General features: G+C 57.1%; 12 protein-coding genes. 4 read left to right on the top strand and 8 right to left on the bottom strand.

Translation table 11 applies throughout. The annotated features are described in order from the left end of the window. Window positions 1-56 precede the first annotated feature (56 nt). Window positions 57-1,991, bottom strand: a complete 1,935-nt coding sequence (gene yeaG, locus ABLV76_RS24415; protein ID WP_004203779.1) for a protein kinase YeaG — start codon at window positions 1,989-1,991, stop codon at window positions 57-59. Window positions 1,992-2,407: 416 nt separating this feature from the next. Between yeaG and ABLV76_RS24410 the strand changes: the two genes are divergently transcribed. Both ABLV76_RS24410 and ABLV76_RS24405 read left to right on the top strand, forming a co-directional pair. Continuing rightward, window positions 2,408-3,154, top strand: a complete 747-nt coding sequence (locus ABLV76_RS24410; protein WP_004203780.1) for a MipA/OmpV family protein — start codon at window positions 2,408-2,410, stop codon at window positions 3,152-3,154. A gap of 91 nt (window positions 3,155-3,245) precedes the next feature. Beyond that, window positions 3,246-4,100 carry an aldo/keto reductase gene (locus ABLV76_RS24405; RefSeq protein WP_048294516.1) on the top strand — a complete coding sequence of 285 codons (855 nt, stop codon included), beginning with the start codon at window positions 3,246-3,248 and terminating at the stop codon, window positions 4,098-4,100. Between the two features lie 60 nt (window positions 4,101-4,160). Here the strand turns inward: ABLV76_RS24405 and ABLV76_RS24400 are convergent, their stop codons facing one another. Then, a complete protein-coding gene (locus tag ABLV76_RS24400) occupies window positions 4,161-5,045 on the bottom strand; it encodes a D-hexose-6-phosphate mutarotase (protein WP_004203783.1) in 885 nt (294 codons plus the stop codon). A gap of 74 nt (window positions 5,046-5,119) precedes the next feature. Beyond that, a complete protein-coding gene (gene gapA, locus ABLV76_RS24395) occupies window positions 5,120-6,115 on the bottom strand; it encodes a glyceraldehyde-3-phosphate dehydrogenase (protein ID WP_004203784.1) in 996 nt (331 codons plus the stop codon). Window positions 6,116-6,453: 338 nt separating this feature from the next. On the opposite strand from gapA, the gene msrB reads away from it, so the two are divergent. After that, a complete protein-coding gene (msrB, locus tag ABLV76_RS24390) occupies window positions 6,454-6,867 on the top strand; it encodes a peptide-methionine (R)-S-oxide reductase MsrB (protein ID WP_004203786.1) in 414 nt (137 codons plus the stop codon). Window positions 6,868-6,910: 43 nt separating this feature from the next. Further along, on the top strand, window positions 6,911-7,189 hold the full coding sequence (locus tag ABLV76_RS24385) for a YeaC family protein (RefSeq protein ID WP_004203787.1): 279 nt from the start codon (window positions 6,911-6,913) through the stop codon (window positions 7,187-7,189). A gap of 93 nt (window positions 7,190-7,282) precedes the next feature. Here ABLV76_RS24385 and yajD read toward each other — a convergent pair whose 3' ends face one another. From yajD to sppA, 5 genes are all read right to left on the bottom strand, one after another. Then, complete coding sequence (gene yajD / locus ABLV76_RS24380; RefSeq protein WP_002901254.1) at window positions 7,283-7,627, bottom strand: HNH nuclease YajD; 345 nt, start codon at window positions 7,625-7,627, stop codon at window positions 7,283-7,285. Between the two features lie 160 nt (window positions 7,628-7,787). Beyond that, window positions 7,788-9,041: a glycoside hydrolase family 18 protein gene (locus ABLV76_RS24375; RefSeq protein WP_048294519.1), complete on the bottom strand. Its 1,254-nt coding sequence runs from the start codon at window positions 9,039-9,041 to the stop codon at window positions 7,788-7,790. Between the two features lie 170 nt (window positions 9,042-9,211). After that, window positions 9,212-9,853 carry a bifunctional nicotinamidase/pyrazinamidase gene (pncA, locus tag ABLV76_RS24370; protein ID WP_004203790.1) on the bottom strand — a complete coding sequence of 214 codons (642 nt, stop codon included), beginning with the start codon at window positions 9,851-9,853 and terminating at the stop codon, window positions 9,212-9,214. 9 nt (window positions 9,854-9,862) lie between these two features. After that, window positions 9,863-10,882, bottom strand: coding sequence for an asparaginase (gene ansA / locus ABLV76_RS24365; RefSeq protein WP_004203791.1), 1,020 nt, complete (start codon window positions 10,880-10,882; stop codon window positions 9,863-9,865). Between the two features lie 138 nt (window positions 10,883-11,020). After that, window positions 11,021-12,874: a signal peptide peptidase SppA gene (gene sppA, locus ABLV76_RS24360; RefSeq protein WP_348878525.1), complete on the bottom strand. Its 1,854-nt coding sequence runs from the start codon at window positions 12,872-12,874 to the stop codon at window positions 11,021-11,023. Window positions 12,875-12,993: the final 119 nt, after the last annotated feature.

The raw sequence follows: 12,993 nt of genomic DNA, 5'->3' as shown, positions 1-12,993 counted from the left end.
TACTTATCATCATTCAGCTGCAGTTGACCCGGCGGCGCACCGCCGGGCTGGACGCATCAGGACGATTTACGAACCCGCAGGTACCACTCGCACAGCAGGCGAACCTGTTTGCGGGTGTAGCCTTTCTCCATCATGCGGTCGACAAAGTCGTCGTGTTTTTTCTGCTCATCGGTTGAGGTTTTGGCGTTAAACGAAATGACCGGCAACAGCTCTTCGGTATTGGAGAACATTTTCTTCTCAATAACCGTGCGCAGTTTCTCATAGCTGGTCCAGTTCGGATTACGTCCGCTGTTGTTGGCTCTGGCGCGCAGCACAAAGTTGACGATTTCATTACGGAAGTCTTTCGGGTTGCTGATCCCGGCCGGCTTCTCAATTTTCTCCAGCTCGGCATTCAATGATTCACGGTCAAACAGCTGGCCGGTGTCCGGATCGCGATATTCCTGATCCTGGATCCAGAAGTCAGCGTAGGTGACATAGCGATCGAAAATGTTCTGCCCATACTCGGAGTAGGATTCCAGATAGGCGGTCTGGATCTCTTTGCCGATAAACTCGGCGTATTTCGGGATCAGATAGCCTTTGAGGAACTCCAGATAGCGCTCGGCCTGCTCCTGCGGGAACTGTTCGCGCTCAATCTGCTGCTCCAGGACATAGAACAGATGCACCGGGTTGGCCGCCACTTCAACATGGTCGAAGTTAAACACCCTTGAGAGGATCTTAAAGGCAAAGCGGGTGGAGAGCCCGTTCATCCCTTCATCCACCCCGGCGTAGTCGCGATACTCCTGATAGGATTTCGCTTTCGGGTCGGTATCTTTCAGGCTCTCGCCGTCATAGACCCGCATTTTCGAGTAGATACTCGAGTTTTCCGGCTCTTTCAGGCGCGACAGAATCGAGAAGCGCGCCAGCGTTTCCAGAGTGCCCGGGGCGCATGGCGCATGAGTCAACTCGCTGCTGTTGAGCAGTTTTTCATAGATACGGATCTCTTCGGAGATCCGCAGGCAATAAGGCACTTTGACGATATAGACGCGGTCGAGGAAGGCCTCATTGTTTTTGTTATTACGGAAGGTCACCCATTCCGATTCGTTGGAGTGGGCAAGGATGATCCCGTTAAACGGCAGGGCGGAGATCCCTTCGGTCCCGTTGTAGTTACCTTCCTGAGTCGCGGTCAGCAGCGGATGCAGCACCTTGATCGGCGCTTTAAACATCTCGACGAACTCCATGATCCCCTGGTTGGCGCGGCACAGCGCACCGGAGTAGCCGTAGGCGTCCGGGTCGTTCTGCGCATAGTGTTCCAGCTTGCGGATATCCACTTTACCCACCAGCGCCGAAATATCCTGGTTGTTTTCATCGCCCGGTTCGGTTTTGGCGATGGCGACCTGTTCGAGAATCGATGGCCAGACTTTGACCACGCGGAATTTCGTGATATCGCCGCCAAACTCATGCAGGCGTTTGGCCGCCCATGGCGACATAATAGTGCCGAGATAGCGGGTAGGGACGCCATACTCTTTCTGAAGGATCTGCGCATCCTCCTGCGGATTGAACAGGCACAGCGGGTGATCGTTAACCGGGCTGCGCTCGCCGTTGGCGCTCAGCACATAGATAGGCACGCGCTGCATCAGGGCTTTCAGCCGTTCAGCCAGCGATGATTTACCCCCGCCCACCGGTCCCAGCAGATAGAGGATCTGTTTCTTCTCTTCCAGCCCCTGGGCGGCATGCTTGAGGTAGGAAACGATCTGCTCAATGGCGTCTTCCATACCGTAAAACTCTTCAAACGCCGGATAGCGTGCGATAACCCGGTTTGAAAAGAGACGGGATAGCCGCGGCTCGAGAGCCGTATCAACCATGACGGGTTCACCAATGGCCATCAACAGACGTTCTGCCGCATTGGCATAGGCACTGCGATCTTGCCGGCAGATGGTAAGAAACTCCTGCAGTGTGAACTCTTCGTCCTTGGCAGCTTCATAGCGCTGGCGATAGTGATCGAATATATTCATGGCATGCCGTCCTTTCGTTTTTTAGCACAGGTTGAGAGCCGTTCATATGAATAGTGGGGGCCCCCGGAAGACATAAGCTGAACATCGCTCTCCTGGTATCCAGCAACCCTTATGCCAGGTTGCGGGTGGGGTAGCGTGAATGTGCCCTGCAATTACACCTTCTAAATTTAAGCGTAGATGCATTTAGAAATCTTGCATGACGCAGAAAATCAATTTCAATGACATATCAATAACTCATCCTGAAAAAGACGCTTTTTGCTTCGCCGGGACGTGAAGCTGTCATCGGGCTGTCACCAGATGGTAAGAGAAGGGTGGGAAAGTGAACGATTTGTGTCATATCGGGTAAAGAATTTGAGGCATGAGACCTACGACGGTAAACTGCACGGGCTGATTATTTGACAACGGGAATATGGATTGTGACTAAAATCAAACTTCTGGCACTCGGCGTGCTGATTGCGACCTCCGCCAGCGCGGCGCATGCCGATGGGAAGTTCACGCTTGGCGCTGGCGTCGGCATCGTTGAGCATCCGTACAAGCAGTATGATGCGGATGTTTATCCGGTGCCGGTCATTAGTTATGAGAGCGATAACTTCTGGTTCCACGGTCTGGGTGGGGGTTACTACCTGTGGAATGACACCAATGATAAGCTGTCGATAACGGCTTACTGGTCGCCGATGTACTTCAAGCCGGGCGACAGCGATAGCGAACAAATGCGTCGCCTGGATAAACGTAAATCAACCGTGATGGCCGGTCTTTCGTATGTCCACAACACGCCCTATGGTTTCCTGCGCACGACGATTGCCGGCGATACGCTGGATAACAGCAACGGCATCAACTGGGATCTCGCCTGGCTGTACCGCTACACCAACGGGAACCTGACGCTGACGCCGGGCATCGGCGTGGAGTGGAACAGCGACAATCAGAACGAATACTATTATGGCGTCTCGCAGCATGAGTCCCGTCGCAGCGGCATGCGCAGCTACGATCCGGACAGCAGCTGGAACCCGTATCTGGAGCTGTCGGCCAACTATCGCTTCCTCGGCGACTGGAGCGTATACGGTATTGCGCGCTACACCCGTCTGTCGGATGAAATTACCGATAGCCCGATGGTGGACAAATCCTGGAGCGGTCTGATCTCAACCGGGATCACTTACACCTTCTGATTGTGCATTATTACAGTGCGCTTTATGCATCAAAACAGGGCTTCGTGCCCTGTTTTGCTTTATGGTGGTGCAGGGCGCTAAGTAGGAGACGATGGTGAAAAAAACAGTATGCTTTGGCGAGCAGGCGGCAGTTCCGGCCATCGGGCTGGGGACCTGGTATATGGGCGAGAACGCGGCGCAGCGTCAGCAGGAGGTGGCTGCACTGCGCGCGGGCATCGACCATGGCCTGACGGTAATCGATACCGCTGAGATGTATGCCGACGGCGGGGCGGAGGAGGTGGTGGGCCAGGCGGTCCGCGGCCTGCGCGACCGGGTGGTGCTGGTCTCCAAAGTCTATCCCTGGCACGCCGGCGGCGCGGCGATGCGCCGCGCCTGTGAAAACAGTCTACGCCGGCTGCAGACCGACTATCTGGATATGTATCTTCTGCACTGGCGGGGCGATATCCCGCTAGAGGAGACGGTCGAGGCGATGGAAAAGCTGGTGGCCGAGGGCAAAATCCGCCGCTGGGGCGTCTCCAATCTGGACACTGACGATATGCAGGCGCTGTGGCGCACGGCGGGTGGCGAACGCTGCGCCACCAATCAGGTGCTCTATCATCTCGCGTCGCGGGGCATTGAATACGATCTCCTGCCCTGGTGCCAGCAGCACACCCTGCCGGTGATGGCCTATTGTCCGCTGGCGCAGGCGGGGCGCTTACGCGATGGACTTTTTCAGCATACCGATATCATCAAAATGGCTAACGAGCGGGGCGTGACGGTGGCGCAGCTGCTGCTGGCCTGGGTGATTCGTCATCCGGGAATGCTGGCGATCCCGAAAGCGGCCAGTATTGAACATGTGGTGCAGAATGCCGCCGCGCTTGATCTCGTTCTCAGCCCGCAAGAGCTTGCGCAGCTGGACCGCCTCTATCCACCGCCGCCGCGGAAAACCCGGTTGGATATGGTTTAACCCACAGCGCATCCTGGTGGAGAAGAGAAAAAGCCCCGTGATAAACGGGGCTTTTTGCGCTTAGCGTTTTTTCACGCTGATGGTTTGCGCCAGGCGAGACGGGGTCTCTTCACTGGCTTTCTGCGGCTGGGTCACGCAGCAGGTTTCGACGCACACGAAGGTTTTGTAGCCATCGTCCGGCATGTCGCCCATGCTGACGGACAGCGCCGGGCCCGGGTTCCAGGCCACCACGTTGTGCTGATGATGATGCACCACGTCGATAGTGCGACTGAGCGCGTCGTCGTGGATCACGCTGCAGCCTTCGGCGTCGAGATAGACGCGGTCGGTACGATCCGGGAAGGTCTGCACGCCGTTGCTCAGAACGCCTTCTTCGGCATTTTTCACTTTATCGATATAGCGCTCGCCAAGACCGCTCACTTTCACCGCCGCGATATCGCCGACGTTGAAGTAGCTGTGCAGGGCAGAGGTGGTCTCAAATTCGCCGTGGGCTTCCAGTTCGATTTCGCAGGTCTTGCCCAGCTTGAAGCGGGCATAGAGGGTGAACTCATGCGGCCACAGCTTCATGGTTTCGGCGCTGTTCTGCAGCGCAAAGGTCAACATCACGCCGCCGTCGTCTTCATCATGGCCTTCCAGGGTCCACGGCAGGTTGCGGGCAAAGCCGTGCGACGGCAGGCCCTGCTGCGCCGATGGGCCAAACCAGGGCCAGCAAATCGGCACGCCGCCGCGCAGGGCGACGCCCTGTTTAAACGGGGTGTTGTTGCTCAGCCACAGGACTTCTTCTTCACCGGCGGGTTTCCAGGAGAGCAGATGCGCCCCCTGCAGCGCCACAGAGGCTTTCACCTGCGGATGGTCGATGACAATCAGCTCCAGGTCGTCCAGCTGGCGACGGGAGATAACGGGCGAAATGGTTTCATTCACCGGGAGAGCAAAAATTTTATTTATCATTGTGCAATCCTATCTCTGCAGACAAAAAAAAGAGCGACCGAAGTCGCTCTTACAGATTACTTTTTCATCTCAACTTATTTGGAGATGTGGGCAATCAGGTCCAGAACTTTGTTGGAGTAGCCAGTTTCGTTGTCGTACCAGGAAACCAGTTTAACGAAGTTGTCGTTCAGTGCGATACCCGCTTTAGCATCGAACACGGAAGTGCAAACTTCGCCGTTGAAGTCGGTAGAAACAACGTCGTCTTCGGTGTAACCCAGAACGCCTTTCATTGCGCCTTCAGAAGCGGCTTTGATAGCTTTCTTGATTTCTTCGTAGGACGCTGCTTTTTCCAGACGAACGGTCAGATCAACAACGGATACGTTCGGAGTCGGAACGCGGAACGCCATACCGGTCAGTTTGCCGTTCAGTTCTGGCAGTACTTTACCTACTGCTTTAGCAGCGCCGGTAGAGGACGGGATGATGTTCTGAGCTGCGCCGCGGCCGCCGCGCCAGTCTTTGTGAGACGGGCCATCAACGGTTTTCTGGGTAGCGGTGGTAGCGTGGACGGTGGTCATCAGGCCTTCAACGATACCGAAGTTGTCGTTGATGACTTTAGCCAGCGGCGCCAGGCAGTTGGTGGTGCAGGATGCGTTGGAAACGATGTCCTGGCCAGCGTAAGTGTCGAAGTTAGCGCCGCGAACGAACATCGGGGTGTTGTCTTTGGACGGGCCAGTCAGAACGACTTTTTTCGCGCCAGCGGTGATGTGTTTACGAGCGGTTTCGTCGGTCAGGAAGATACCGGTTGCTTCAGCAACAACGTCAACACCAACTTCGTCCCACTTCAGGTTAGCCGGGTCACGTTCAGCGGTAACACGGATTTTTTTACCGTTAACGACCAGATGACCGTCTTTCACTTCAACGGTGCCGTCGAAACGACCGTGAGTGGAGTCATACTTCAGCATGTAAGCCATGTACTCTGCGTCTAACAGGTCGTTGATTGCAACGATCTCGATGTCAGAACGTTTCTGAGCAGCACGGAAAACAATGCGACCGATACGGCCAAAACCGTTGATACCTACTTTGATAGTCATATATTCCACCAGCTATTTGTTAGTGAATAAAAGGTTGCCTGTAAAATTACAAAAACCTTACGCAGCGTCAAGCGGAATCGTGTCAATCATTGCGACAAATCAATCCTGAGCAGACCTTTGCGCGATTGATTTGCCTCACTCTCCCTTTGAGCCCAATTCCATATGGGGGCTGCGCGCGGAATTTTAAAGGGCATTTAAGATAAAAACGTGATTTAAGTCACAATTATCTGGCTGCCTGTGGGCACCGGATAAGTTTAGAACAAAAGTGTACGCTTCATTGTTAATGTTTTGTTAGAATTGGGGCGAAAGTTGTCCATTGCAAAGCGAGATGTAAGCCCATGGCAAATAAACCCTCCCCGGAAGAGCTGAAAAACGGCTTGAGCGAAATGCAGTTTTACGTGACCCAACATCATGGTACCGAACCGCCTTTCACCGGACGGCTGCTGCACAACAAGAAAAATGGCGTGTATCACTGCCTGGTGTGCGATGCGCCGCTGTTCAACTCCCAGACCAAGTACGACTCCGGCTGCGGCTGGCCGAGCTTCTACGAGCCGGTAAGCGAAGAGGCCATTCGCTATCTGGACGACAGCTCCCACGGCATGCAGCGCATAGAGATCCGCTGCGGAAATTGTGATGCCCACCTCGGTCACGTGTTTCCGGATGGCCCGCAGCCGACCGGCGAGCGCTATTGTGTGAATTCGGCGTCGCTCAGCTTCACCGATGAGCAGAACGGCGAGCAGATCAAGGGTTGAAGAAACGATTCAGCAAATTATTCCTGGTGGAGATGAGCGGAAGATGGATATTGAGCAAATTATCGACAGCATGACCCCGGAAGTGTATCAGCGTCTGGCGACGGCGGTGGAGCTGGGAAAATGGCCGGATGGCGTGGCGCTGACGCCGGAGCAGAAGGAAAATAGCCTGCAGCTGGTGATGCTGTGGCAGGCCCGGTATAACACCGACGCCCAGCATATGACCATCGATACTCGCGGGCAGATGGTGATGAAGAGCAAACAGCAGCTGAAGGAAGATTTCGGTATCGTGCCGAAGCCGATCGCCACCGTGAAGCTGCAATAAACCGCCGGCCGGCGGGGAGAGGTTCCGGCGTCGGGTGATCCGGCGCCGGAAGGGTCAGCGTCTACGACCGCGCTCGACGGTCAGCCGCTTTGCTTACTTTTTGTTCATCATCGCTTTCAGGTCGGCAAACGGATTGTAGGTGGCCTCGCCGACGCTCTTTTGCGCATCTTCGCCGGCCACCACCGTGGAGCCATACTGATCGGCTTCGGTGTACTTGGAGTGTTCGTGATCGTGACAGTAGAGGCACAACATCTCCCAGTTACTGCCATCTTCCGGGTTATTGGAGTGGTCGTGATCGATATGGTGCACCGTCAGCTCGCGCAGATTGGAGTAGACAAACTCCCGCGAGCAGCGTCCGCATACCCAGGGAAAGAGCTTGAGCGCCTTTTCGCGATAACCCACTTCCAGACGTGCGTAATTTTTGGGGATATAGGCCATGGCCCCCTGCCTCCTGTCAAACGGTTAAGCTGCGCCAGCCCCTGGCGCAGCGGATAACAGGCATCATAACCTATCCCGGGCGGCGCGATATACCTGCATTGCAGGCGATGCTGCCTGCGTCACGCCGCCCGGCGGCGGCGATGCGGCGAAACAGCCGCGATTAGTGTTTGATCCCCAGGGATTCCGCCAGCTGGCGGGCCAGCTGGTTCTGGTCATCGGCGCCATACTCCCAGAACATCGCCCCGGCGAGGCCCTTCGCCTTGATGTAGTCCGCCTTGATGGCTACCGAGCGCGGGTTCTCATAGGAGAGGGCGAACAGCGGCTTGCCCTCCGCGGACTGCACCGACAGCCACGGAACTTTCGCCTCATCGTCCCAGTGCTCGGTAAAGCGTTTCTGCGGATCGTTGAGCAATTTGCCCACGATATCATTGTATTTCACGTAGGTGTCTTTGCTCAGGTCATAGCCCAGCGAGGCAAACAGCGCGATCTGCTGTGGACCAAAATAGGGCTGGGTGACCGGGTTCTTTTGCGCATCCGCTTTACTCCAGTCGATCCCCGGCTCGACCGCCCGTTTTGGTACCCGGCCATAAAAACCAATCCCGAGGTTCATCTGGCTGGGTTTAAGCCCGGCGGCCAGGTAATTGTTGACCACAAAATCGGCGCTGTATTTATCCGCCGCGGCGACCGTCGGCCAGTGGCTGGAGTCATACAGGTTCGAGTTGAAGTACTGCGTGCCGTAGGCCATGTCGTAGGTCATCAGGTTGATGTAGTTCAGCACCGGGGCCACCGCTTTGACATCCACCCAGCTTTTCGGGCTCTCGGCGTTGGCGCCCACGGCAATAGTAACCAGTTTCTTCGTACCAAACGCTGCGCGCAGCTCTTTTAACAGCGCGGTGAAGTTATCGCGATCGGCCGGTTGACTGGCAACCAGCCCCCACGCGCCGTTGACCGGAAACTCCCAGTCGAGGTCAATCCCATCCAGACCATATTTTTCAACAATTTCCTGCGCAGACTGAATAAACACCTTACGGGTTTCTTTGCTTGCCGCCGCGCCGGAGAAACCGCGCGCCCCCCAGCCGCCGACCGACAGCAGGACCTTGAGGTCCGGGTTCTGTTTACGCAGGGCAGGGAGCTTTTGCAGATCCGCCTGCACCTTTGGCGACAGCCAGATCTCGTGCAGATGGTCAGGATCCTTCAGGGCCGCATTGGTCTCGTCTTTTTCATCGTTATAGATAAGGCCAAACGAGTAGTTGAGATGGGTGATCTGCCGGACGTCCAGCTTGTCGATATCCCCGCCCGGCCCGGCAGTGACGTCGCCGCCGCCGTTGAAATAGCCGACGGACATCAGCGGTTGGGCAGAGAGCGCGGAAGCGCAAAGCAGGGGCAAGGCTGCCAGCAAGGGCAAATGTTTCATAGTGGTTCCTCTTTGACATAAAAAAATAACCGCGCCACGGAAATGGCGTGGCGAAAAAACAGCCTTGCCAGACTACCAGCAATAACTTGTTGAAACTGCGAGAGAGTTCAATTTATGGACGATAACGAAGCGGCAGAAGAAGACCCGGCGCGGAAGCGCCGGGTGAAGGATCAGGCGTGGGTTTCCCGCCAGTCATCAAGGGTATAGAGCGTGGCGCCTGCGGCGGCCATCTCCATAAACGCCTGGCTGCTGTCCTGCGGCTGAAGGTTCACCCCGCGGCAGCCGTCGGTAATGACGTTGACCGCGTAGCCGAGCGCCAGAGCATCCAACACGGTAAACTTCACGCAATAATCAGTGGCGAGGCCGAGAACGGTCAGCTCCACGATCCCCTGACCACGCAGCCAGCCGTCCAGTTCGGTTTTCTGCCGGTGACCGTTGTCAAAAAAAGCGCTGTAGCTGTCGATGACCCGGTTTTGCCCTTTGTGGAACACGGCGGCGATCGCCTGCTGCTTGAGCAGGGGATGCAGCGCCGCGCCTTCGCTGTGCTGAACGCAGTGATCCGGCCAGAAAGTTTGCGCCAGGCCGTCCAGGTCGCCCACAGTGTAGGGCTCCACCTGGTGCTGGCTGGCGAAGCTGCCGTGATCCGCCGGATGCCAGTCCTGACTGGCGACGATGGGCTCGCCGCGCGCCAGGCTCCAGTCGATAAGCGCGTTGGCCACCTCGACGGTGCTGTCGCCTTCGGGAACCGCCAGCGCGCCGCCGGCGCAGAAGTCGTTCTGCAAATCAACCAGTAACAGCGCTCGATGTGCCATACGTCCTCCTTAAGCTTCGTCAGGGGTCAGTTCGCCACGCAGATTCTGCTGCATCGCCGCGCGAATGGCGTCAACGTCCAGCTGCTGGCTCAGCAGATAGTGTAGCTTGGTCAGCGTCGCTTCCACCGTCATATCGAAACCACTGATGACTCCCGCCTGGGCGAGGGCATTGCCGGTGGCATAGCCGCCCATGTTCACTTTGCCGGACATACACTGCGTCAGATTGACCACCACAATGCCGCGCTGGCTGGCTTCCGCCAGCACCTGAATAAACTCGCCATTCTGCGGGGCATTGCCGACGCCGTAGGAGCGGAGGATCAGCGCTTTCACCGGCTGGCGCAGGAAATTACGCACCACGTCGGCGGAGATGCCGGGGTAAATCGTCACCACGCCAATCGGCTGCGGGGTGATGGGGTGGACAATCAGCTCCCCACGGCCCTGCGGCGCCGGCGGGGTACCGAGACGGCGAATATGGATCCCGGCCTCCAGCAGCGGCGCGAGGTTGGGCGAGGCGAAGGCGTCAAAGCCGTCGGCATGGGCTTTAGTGGTACGGTTGCCGCGGAACAGTCGATTGTTGAAGAACAGCGCCACTTCGTTAATCGGATAGTTGGCGGCGACGTACAGGGCATTGAGCAGGTTGATCTGGCCGTCGGAACGCAGCTCGGCCAGCGGGATTTGTGACCCTGTCACAATCACCGGTTTGCCGAGATTTTCCAGCATGAACGACAGCGCTGAGGCGGTAAACGCCATGGTGTCGGTACCGTGGAGGATCACAAAGCCATCATACTCCGCGTAATGGCTGCGGATATCGTCGGCGATGTGCTGCCAGTCCTCAGGGGTCATATCGGATGAATCCATCAGCGGATGGTATTCATGGATCGTGAAGTCCGGCATCTCCGGACGATGGAACTCCGGCATCAGCGCCAGCTGACGCTGCAGATGGCCGGAAACGGGTACATAGCCGTGTTCGGAGCGCTGCATACCGATGGTCCCACCGGTGTAGGCAACGTAAATCGATTTTTTTTGCATAGCATCGCTTAGGTTGGTCGTAGACAGGCGCAGTATAAAGAGACGGAGGAAAAAATACAGTGTTGGCCGCTCGCTTTGTGGCGGCGCTGGCAGGTGCGGAAAAAAGGCTGCCCCGCGAGACGGGGCAGCCGCTGCGTATTAACGAATGTTGGCGCAGGTCAGGCAGAAGGCATAGCGGTTCTGCGGGTCGTTGAACGCCGCCAGCTTGTCGCTTTCCGCTTTCACCGTCTCGGCCGCCGCGGCCACCGGCGCAGGCAGCCAGGCCTGAATGGCGGCCGGCAGCGAGGCGCGTACCGAGCCGGTCAGGCTGTCCAGCACCATCGAGAAGAAGGTTGGCTCTTCCTGATAGTAGTTAAGGTGCCAGGTTTTCAGCTTCGCCAGCTCGGCGGCCTTGGCCACCGCGTCGTCGAAATCGCCGAGGCTGTCGACAAGACCGTTGGCTTTGGCATCTTCCCCGGTCCAGACGTGGCCCTGGGCTATCTGGTCGATTTTCTCCGGCGTGCTCTTACGGGCGTTAGCCACCAGGGTGATAAAGCGCTGATAGCCGTTCTCAATGCTCAACTGCATCAGCTGCTGCACTTCCGGCGGCAGCGCTTTGGTGCTGGAGATATCCGCCAGCGGCGACGTGGCGACGCCGTCGGTGTGGACGCCAATCGACCCGAGGGTATTTTCCACGGTGTTGATCACCCCAAAGATACCAATGGAGCCGGTGAGGGTGCTTGGGTTCGCCACGATGTAATCCGCGGGGGTGGAGATCCAGTAGCCGCCGGACGCCGCCATGCCGCCCATTGAAACGACCACCGGTTTACCCGCGGCTTTGGCTGCCGCCAGCTCTTCACGAATGATTTCCGAGGCGGTCACGCTGCCGCCAGGGCTGTTCACGCGAAGAACGATGGCCTTAATTTTCGGATCGAGGCGCGCATCGCGAATTTGCGCTGCGGTGGTGTCGCCGCCGACGTTGCCCGGGGTCTCCTCGCCGTCCATGATGGCGCCGTTGGCGAAGATCACCGCGATAGCGGAACCCTGGTCAGACGGCGTCTTCACGTTGTAGTCGTAATAGCTAATCGCCCGATAATTGTTATCCGCTTTGCTCCAGCCAAACTGTTTGGTCAGCGCTTTTTCCACTTCCGTGGAGGTCGCCAGCTCATCCACCAGCTTATTGTCCAGCGCATATTTCGCCGTATCGCCGCCCACTTTACGCAGGCCATCGATAATGCCCTGGGCGCCCGGGAAGAGCTGCTGGGCGGTGATCTGCCGGTTGGCGGCAATGGTGTTGAGGTAGTTCAGCCACAGTTCGCCAATCCAGCGGCTGTCCGCTTCGCGGGCGGCAGGGGACATGTCATCGCGAATGAAAGGCTCGACGGCGGATTTATAGGTGCCGACGCGGAAGACATGGGTGGAGACTTTCAGCTTATCCAGCAGCGACTTGTAATACAGCCCGTTGGTGGCGAAGCCGTGGAGGTCTACCTCGCCCTGCGGCGAGAGCCAGATTTTGTTGGCAAAGCTCGCCAAGTAGTACTGGCCCTGGCTGTAGCTGCTGCCGACGGCATAGACCGGTTTGCCGCTGTCGCGGAATTCGCGCAGCGCTTTACCGATGTACTGCATGGACGGCTGATCGCCGCCGACGAAGTTTTTCAGATCCAGCACAATACCGGTGATATTACGATCATCCTTCGCCTGACGGATGGTCTGCACGATATCGAACAGAGAATTCTCCTGCAAACGGTCCGAGCTGGCACCAAACAGCTGGCGGCCTATCACGCCGAGTTTGCTGCTGGCGGAAGGTTTATCCACCACCACGCCGGTAATATCCAGGAGCAGCGCGCCGCGCGCGGCATGTTCGCTGGTGCTGCTGCTGAACTGGCTCCAGATGCCGATACACACCAGCACCAGTACCAGGAAGATCGCATTGAGGGCCAGTTTGCGAATAAAGTTGAGTATCCGCCACGTCCATTTAAAAAAGCTGGCAATCAGTCGCCAAAGGGTTCGCATGTCTTCTCCCTAACGTTATCTAAAAATGGGCAGGCCGCAGGGGCCGCCGCGTCTGGCTATCCTAAAGAGTGAGCCGTCGGTTGTCAGCAGGAATCACCGACCGCGCTGTAACAAAATCC

The sequence above is a fragment of the Klebsiella sp. GB_Kp047 genome (genome assembly GCF_040065235.1).
GTDB lineage: Bacteria > Pseudomonadota > Gammaproteobacteria > Enterobacterales > Enterobacteriaceae > Klebsiella > Klebsiella quasipneumoniae.
This window is presented reverse-complemented; position numbering and strand designations above follow the sequence as displayed.

What these genes read in the sequence shown, in the direction of transcription:
- yeaG (WP_004203779.1), bottom strand. Translation starts at nt 1,991, where the DNA reads ATGAATATATTCGATCACTATCGCCAGCGCTATGAAGCTGCCAAGGAC.
- ABLV76_RS24405 (WP_048294516.1), top strand. Translation starts at nt 3,246, where the DNA reads ATGGTGAAAAAAACAGTATGCTTTGGCGAGCAGGCGGCAGTTCCGGCC.
- ABLV76_RS24400 (WP_004203783.1), bottom strand. Translation starts at nt 5,045, where the DNA reads ATGATAAATAAAATTTTTGCTCTCCCGGTGAATGAAACCATTTCGCCC.
- gapA (WP_004203784.1), bottom strand. Translation starts at nt 6,115, where the DNA reads ATGACTATCAAAGTAGGTATCAACGGTTTTGGCCGTATCGGTCGCATT.
- msrB (WP_004203786.1), top strand. Translation starts at nt 6,454, where the DNA reads ATGGCAAATAAACCCTCCCCGGAAGAGCTGAAAAACGGCTTGAGCGAA.
- ABLV76_RS24385 (WP_004203787.1), top strand. Translation starts at nt 6,911, where the DNA reads ATGGATATTGAGCAAATTATCGACAGCATGACCCCGGAAGTGTATCAG.
- yajD (WP_002901254.1), bottom strand. Translation starts at nt 7,627, where the DNA reads ATGGCCTATATCCCCAAAAATTACGCACGTCTGGAAGTGGGTTATCGC.
- ABLV76_RS24375 (WP_048294519.1), bottom strand. Translation starts at nt 9,041, where the DNA reads ATGAAACATTTGCCCTTGCTGGCAGCCTTGCCCCTGCTTTGCGCTTCC.
- pncA (WP_004203790.1), bottom strand. Translation starts at nt 9,853, where the DNA reads ATGGCACATCGAGCGCTGTTACTGGTTGATTTGCAGAACGACTTCTGC.
- ansA (WP_004203791.1), bottom strand. Translation starts at nt 10,882, where the DNA reads ATGCAAAAAAAATCGATTTACGTTGCCTACACCGGTGGGACCATCGGT.
- sppA (WP_348878525.1), bottom strand. Translation starts at nt 12,874, where the DNA reads ATGCGAACCCTTTGGCGACTGATTGCCAGCTTTTTTAAATGGACGTGG.